This window comes from Flavobacterium sp. (assembly GCF_040382755.1).
Taxonomy (GTDB): Bacteria; Bacteroidota; Bacteroidia; order Flavobacteriales; family Flavobacteriaceae; genus Flavobacterium.
In genome coordinates this window covers 1-6997 of sequence record NZ_JBEIET010000109.1, presented here as the reverse complement: position 1 = coordinate 6997, position 6997 = coordinate 1, and the positions used below count along the sequence as shown (strand labels likewise).

The following is a 6997-nucleotide window of genomic DNA, read 5'->3' as shown; positions in this document are numbered from 1 at the left end:
GAATATAAATCTTGAAAACCTGCATCAGTTAATTCTGCACGCATCGGTTTTACCATTTCTTCTGGATACATATTTTGTTTTTTTAATTATCGTTTATAATGTACAAATTTACAAAGTTTTTACTTCTACACATATAAACTTTTCATAAAGATTTGTTATCGTGCAATAAATTAAACCAAATCTATAAAATTGTATACTATATTTGTATTAATATATTGAAGTATGAAATATTACATTTTATTTTTTTTAAGTATTTTCACATTTAGTTTTGCACAAGAATTACAAGATGCAGAAATTGAATTGGTACAAATTAAAAGCAAACCGAAAATTGCAACTATCTTAAAAAGAGTAAATAAGCAATTATTAAAAAAAACCGATACTACAAGTTTTGTTTTCAATTTGCGTCAAATAAATTTAAAAAACTCAGATACAATTATTAACAGAAACGAAGAGCAAATTATAAAAATCACAAATTTTAATAATACCTTTTCTAAAAAAAATGTCATTGAAAATAAAGACAATTGGTTTACTAATTTTAAAGATATTTTTAAGAATTATACTGCAGATGAATCACCAATTGGATGGCTTTCGGGTTTTCCGATTCGTAAAAATTTAACCACTGCCGAATTGGACTTTTTTATTCATCCAAACGGATATGAATTTACCAGAGAATGGTTAGATAATGATGAGTTATTGGTAACTTTTGAATCAAAAGGATTTTATAAAGGGAATTTTATTGTGGATAAAAATTACAATTTATTGCAATTAAATTATGAAACTCAAGAACCTTATCCGTTCTTTTATTCCAGTGAAGAAAATAGTGGTAAAAATCATAAATTCACCTCAAACTGGATCTATCAAAGGGAAAAAGTAGCTATGAATTTTGAAATTGTGAAAAATAAAATGGTCTTGAAATCGTTAAGTATCGAAGAAAAATTACGTGATTTTATCTTTAAACGATTTGATGAAAAAGGCGTTATTTTTACAGATGAAAATCAGTTTTATACTAATATAAAATTGGTAAATAAGAAATTACAAGAATAAAATAGTTTGATTCTGAAACTAGTTCAGAATGACTGGATGAAACTAAAAAATTCGCTTCAATAATGCTTTAATAAATAAGCTTTTTGGACACATCCAAATGACTTGTAAATCTTCCCAAAAAGAAGTTTCTTCATCTAAGAATTTGAAAATTAAAGGTGCTTTTCCAGTTTTAAACATACTCGAAAAAATGGCGCTTCCATATTGATTGGTTTGATACAAAATGTCAATTAATAACAAATCGTAAAACCAAAATTTATTGATTTTATGAAATTTTGTAAAATCGCTTTCGGTCTTTAAAAACTGAACCAATTTTTTTGATTTTTTTACCGAATTTTTAAACGTATACCCCGTACTGGCTTTGCTCCAACCTCCAGCAGAACCTATATTTATAATGTTTTTGCTGTTATTTTTCCAAAACGGAAAACACGTCATTGGAATGTTACCTTGTTCTTTTTCTAAGATTTCATATTCGGTAATGCCTAATTTTTTAATGTAGTTTTCAATTTCAGCTTCGTAGGCTTCTTTTGAAAGTAAATCTTTAGAAAATAACGTATATTCTAATAATGCTTCAGTTGAAGTTGTTGGCAACACATACATAAATCGTGTATTACCTTTTTGTGCTACTGAAAAATCCATAAAAGTAGGGCAATCTTCAGTAAAAACAGCTTCCTTGCTTTTAATAAACCAACCAATAAAATGTTGTTGCACTAAAGGAAATTTAGTTTGCCATTTTACAAATTCCGGATTGTAGATGCTATTAAAAATTTGATTGCAGGTAAATGATTTCGTTTTAGTTTGAACCACACAGTTGTTGCCTAATTCTGAAAAATCAAGAACCTCATCCTGAAAAATTTCGATATTTTTATGTTGTAAAATCGTATCAAACATCAATTTATAAAAATCAGCACTTTTTACCATTTTATATGAGTACGGATGCAAATTTAATTGATTGCTGAAGTTTTCGTTTTTAAACCAAGCGCGTTGCCAATTTTTAGTACTAATTTCATCAAATAAATTTTCAGTATCCCAAAAACACCACGTTCTGTCGTTTTTGTTTTTTGCATCGGAATCTATCAAAAGTATTTTTTTATCAGAAAACTGCCCAGATTTCACCATTTCAAAAAGGGTCAATAAAGCCGATAAGCCGTTTCCGGTAAATATGTAATGATAGTGTTTCATTTGTTACATTCTGAAAGAAAAACCAAAAGCTGCGTAATAGCTTGGCGCATTTTTAGTAACTCCGAATCCTGATGACAAATCTAGCATAAAATTATCATTAATCAAATAAGTTATTCCTCCATCAATTGAATGATTTGCAGTTGCATTTTCAGGTAAAAAGCCAAAAACTTCAATATAACTTCCTATTTTTTCCGAAATAGAATAACCTGTTGCAATGGTATAAATAAATGTAGCTTCGGGCGAGTTTCCGTCCCATTCGCTTCCTAAATTATAACTAAAAGACATTTTTTCTGAAAGGGTGTGTTGCATTACAAAACGAAATTCGGCCGCTGTAAATTCATTTTTATATTTTGAAGACGCTACATTTGGTAGTCCAACGTGTCCTATAAATGAAGTTTTTGGAAAAATTCCTTTTTCTTCAGCAATTTTAATTTTACAACCAACAAGCACCGGGTTTAATCCTGAAATTTCTGAGTCCAAATTGTTGTCGATTAAAAATTCAGTGATTAATCGCAATTCAAAATTATCGTTGACTCCATATTTCCACAAAGAAGAAGGCAAAGTCAAGGTTTTACTATTGGCGTTATTTTTTTGAAAACTGAATCCGTTTTCCACTTGAAACATTTTCTTTGGAACTAAATAGGGCGTTTCTGTTTGGTCGGGTCTATCCGTTTGTATGGGTTCAATTTCTTGACCAAACGCTACAAAAGGAATCCAAGTTAGTAATAGAATGATTTTTTTCATATATTTTTTTAGACAAATCTAAAAATATTTTTTTAAATCCGTAAATTTATTTTACATTTGTTTTTCAAAAATACAAAATGACCACTTCTGAAGAAAATTATTTGAAAGTTATTTATCATTTATCAAACCTTTCACCAAAAGGCGTGAACACGAATGCTATTGCTGCAATGTTAGATACAAAAGCTTCCTCTGTAACAGATATGCTTAAAAAATTATCTGAAAAAGATTGGATAAATTATCAAAAATACCAAGGCGTTTCATTAACAGATAAAGGAAAATTTAATGCCAAAATAATTGTAAGAAAACACCGTTTATGGGAAGTTTTTTTAGTAGAAAAGCTTGGTTTCGCTTGGGATGAGGTACACGAAGTTGCGGAAGAATTAGAACACATTCAGTCTGAAAAATTAATCAATCAATTGGATCAGTTTTTAAATTTTCCAAGTTTTGATCCGCACGGCGATCCTATTCCGAATGCAAAAGGAGAAATAATAAAAATAGAAAAGCAGTTGGTTTCTGAAATCGAAGTTGGTAAAACCATTACCTGCGTGGGCGTAAAAGATACTTCTGTGGATTTTTTACAATATTTAAACAAACAGAACATTTCGTTGGGTACAAAAATGAAAGTGTTAGAAAAAGAACCTTTCGATGGAACCCTTAAAATTGAAATTAACAATAGCGTTTTAGTTATTTCAGATAAAATTGCGAATAATTTATATGTAAAATAAACTATATGTATCAAGATTTAATAAAATATTTAGAGGGAATTGATCCAATATTAGCTGCTTTTTACGCTACGATGTTTACGTGGTTAGTTACTGCTGCCGGGGCATCTTTGGTCTTCTTTTTTAAAACAATGAATCGTGCTGTTTTAGACGGAATGTTAGGTTTTACAGGCGGTGTAATGGTAGCGGCAAGTTATTGGAGTTTACTAGCACCAGCCATAGAAATGAGTGAAGGTGAAGGTTTTACTAAAGTAATTCCTGCTGCAAGCGGTTTTTTAATGGGGGCTTTGTTTTTATTTGCATTAGATAAAACCTTACCCCATTTGCATATTAATTTTAAAGAAACAGAAGGTATAAAATCGCCTTGGCAGCGAACTACTTTATTAGTTTTAGCCATTACACTTCACAATATTCCAGAAGGTTTGGCGGTTGGAGTTTTGTTTGGCGGAGTTGCTGCGGGCATTCCAGAAGCATCTATTGCAGGGGCTGTTACTTTAGCTATAGGTATTGGAATTCAAAATTTTCCTGAAGGAATTGCCGTTTCTATGCCTTTACGAAGAATGGGAATGAGTCGTAAAAAAAGTTTTATGTACGGGCAATCGTCTGCCATTGTAGAACCTATTGCCGGAGTTTTAGGCGCCGTTGCTGTTACTTTTTTCACTCCCATTTTACCTTATGCATTGGCATTTGCAGCTGGAGCTATGATTTTTGTAGTCGTAGAAGAAGTGATACCAGAAACCCAACAAGATAAAAATACCGATATTGCCACCTTAGGATTTATTGCAGGATTTATTGTAATGATGAGTTTAGATGTGGCTTTGGGGTAATATTTACTACAATATTTAATTTCAATATTAGCTAAATTTAAATAAAAAATTTAAATTAGATAGTTACAGTTTAACACCTAATGAAATATAGAAAGTTCGTCCTTCACCAGGAAGAATACCAGGCCCTGGATAACCGCCAGCTCTTCTAGTTGCATAATTTTTATTTAAAAGATTGTTCACTCCCGCTCTTACATTGTAATGTTTTAGGAATTTATATTCTGACGAAAAATCCATTACTTGATATTGTTCTAATAGGCCCGTTACTCCGTTTGAAGATGGCGCAACAGTGTTGTTAGCATCCGTAAAAATTTTACCTGACATTCTGTATTGTAATGTGGTAGAAAAGTTAGTATTTCCCCAAGAAAGACCAAAATTATGAATATATCTAGGGGCATTTTCAACTCTATTTCCTGCAAGATTATTTTCTGTTATTGTTACATTTGGTGCTGAACCTGTAGCGCTAAAAATACTAAAATCAGTATAACGACTATCAATAAAACTAATAGATGCAAAAAGATCAAGGTTGCCGTATGGTTGTTCAATTTGGAAGAAACGAGTTATATTTATATTAAAAAAGCCTTCAATTCCTTTGTTTATGGTTTCTCCTAAATTTGTTCTGAATATGAAAGTTCCTTTAGTGGGATCATCATTAATAAATTGCCTAACACCACCAATTCTATTGTTGTAACTTAAATAAAACAAACTAAAATCAAAATTTAAATAGTTTTTATATGTTCCTCTAAAACCTAAATCAGCATTAAAACCGCTTGCATCTTTCAAATTAGGATCAATTACATCTGTAACGGCTGGTGGGGTAATGTCTGAAAATAAGACGGGTCTAAATGCTTGAGTAATATTGGCATAAATATTAGTACTATTAAATTTATATTCTAACCCTAATCCAAATAAAGGTTGGTTTCTTGATGTAGATTTAACAGGCATTGTAATATCATTACCACTGCTAATACCAAATCTTCCTTCTCCTGTATTTTTAATATATTCATAACGAACTCCTGGAGTAACACTAAATTTTTCAGATACTTTAAATTGATTTTCAGCAAAAACAGCCAAATTTTCTGTAGCAAAATCTAAATCTCTTCCAAATCTTTCGTCAATTGATACATTAAAATCAGCACCAGTTGTTCCTTTGCCATCTTGAACACGACGTGTACTGGCTTTGTATAGTCGCGCTCCAAAAGCAAGATTATTAGCAATTTTACCTAGTTTGTATTTTAAGACATTACGATTTTCAATTCCAAAATTTTTATAATAGTCCCGATCCACACGTCTATTTGCAAAATCATTAGTACCAGAGTTTATTACATCTTCAATATTTGGAGTAGCAGTAAATCCAACGCTATTACGCTCACCTATAAGTCCAAAAAATTTGGTATTTGATGAAAAACGATTGTTGACTTTTGTGTCAAAATTAATTGCAAATACATTCCAAGGTGTGCCAAACCAGTTTCTTTCTCTTAAAGATTGTTGTGAGTTAGCAGTAAACTGACTATCGGTAAGACCGCCAGCTTGTTGCATTTTGTAATCCATATTTGTATATTCTGCTGATAGCTTTGTTTTTTTAGTAAAATCATAAGCTATGAAAGCGTGTGTATTTCTAACGGAATACTGACTGTTGTCTCTCCAGCCGTCACCACTTCGGGAATGATTATAGACGTAATAAGAAAATTTATTGTATTTTCCACCAATGGCATTATAGCTACTCATTAAACCGTAACTACCTACTGTATTTTGTGATTCAAATGAAAATGGTTTTTTGGTTTCTCTCTTTAAAACATAGTTTAACATCCCGCCAAATTGAGGTCCAAACTGAAGGGCAGATCCACCACGAACTAATTCTATTGTTTCCACAGCCTCTAATGGTGGATTATAATACGCTTCTGGATACCCAAATACATCGGATGAAATGTCGTATCCATTTTGTCGCGTATTCAATTCCCAACTTCTATTTGGACTAAGACCGCGAACGCCTACATTAATTTGGATTCCGGACCCTTCATTTTCCCAAATTGTAACTCCTGGGACTCTTGAAAAAATTTCTCTGGCGTTGTTAGTTGTAAAATTTCCATTAATATTAGAAAGTCTTAAAACTTCATTTTTCTTACCTGAAAAAAGAATATTTTCTTTTATTTCTGGCATTCTTTCCGGACTTTGTTGTTTTGTTTTAATCACAACAGGTTCTATTTTATAGATGGTATCGGCGCTTTTAATTTTTTGGTTTTGACTTATTGAAACAACACTAATTAATGTGGTGATAATTATAAATACTTTTCTCATTTTTATTTAGATTAATTCTAGACAACAAAATTAATTACTTAATTTTATTTAGACAAATTATAAATAAAAACTTTTTAAGGATTTTATACTTTTAAATATTTGTAAATATTTAGGGTAAATTTTAGCATAAAATTAAATTTAATTGTTAATATTTATCAAATTAAATTTAATTAAGAACATTTTTTT

6 protein-coding genes are annotated in these 6997 nt (G+C 30.7%); 3 read left to right on the top strand and 3 right to left on the bottom strand.

Annotated elements, in window-relative coordinates; genetic code table 11:
- The first annotated feature begins 222 nt into the window (after positions 1 to 222).
- Positions 223 to 1044, top strand: a complete 822-nt coding sequence (locus ABWO04_RS09100; RefSeq protein ID WP_353079345.1) for a hypothetical protein — start codon at positions 223 to 225, stop codon at positions 1042 to 1044.
- Positions 1045 to 1086: 42 nt separating this feature from the next.
- Here the strand turns inward: ABWO04_RS09100 and ABWO04_RS09095 are convergent, their stop codons facing one another.
- The gene (locus tag ABWO04_RS09095; protein ID WP_353079343.1) at positions 1087 to 2223 is read right to left on the bottom strand and encodes a lycopene cyclase family protein; all 1137 of its coding nucleotides are present in this window, start codon (positions 2221 to 2223) and stop codon (positions 1087 to 1089) included.
- Between the two features lie 3 nt (positions 2224 to 2226).
- Positions 2227 to 2967 carry a transporter gene (locus ABWO04_RS09090; RefSeq protein WP_353079341.1) on the bottom strand — a complete coding sequence of 247 codons (741 nt, stop codon included), beginning with the start codon at positions 2965 to 2967 and terminating at the stop codon, positions 2227 to 2229.
- Positions 2968 to 3044: 77 nt separating this feature from the next.
- On the opposite strand from ABWO04_RS09090, the gene ABWO04_RS09085 reads away from it, so the two are divergent.
- Both ABWO04_RS09085 and ABWO04_RS09080 read left to right on the top strand, forming a co-directional pair.
- Positions 3045 to 3692 (top strand): metal-dependent transcriptional regulator, encoded by a 648-nt coding sequence (locus ABWO04_RS09085; RefSeq protein ID WP_353079339.1) that lies wholly within the window; start codon positions 3045 to 3047, stop codon positions 3690 to 3692.
- A 5-nt stretch (positions 3693 to 3697) separates the two neighbouring features.
- Positions 3698 to 4516: a ZIP family metal transporter gene (locus ABWO04_RS09080; RefSeq protein ID WP_353079337.1), complete on the top strand. Its 819-nt coding sequence runs from the start codon at positions 3698 to 3700 to the stop codon at positions 4514 to 4516.
- A gap of 63 nt (positions 4517 to 4579) precedes the next feature.
- Here ABWO04_RS09080 and ABWO04_RS09075 read toward each other — a convergent pair whose 3' ends face one another.
- Positions 4580 to 6811 carry a TonB-dependent receptor family protein gene (locus ABWO04_RS09075; protein WP_353079335.1) on the bottom strand — a complete coding sequence of 744 codons (2232 nt, stop codon included), beginning with the start codon at positions 6809 to 6811 and terminating at the stop codon, positions 4580 to 4582.
- Positions 6812 to 6997: the final 186 nt, after the last annotated feature.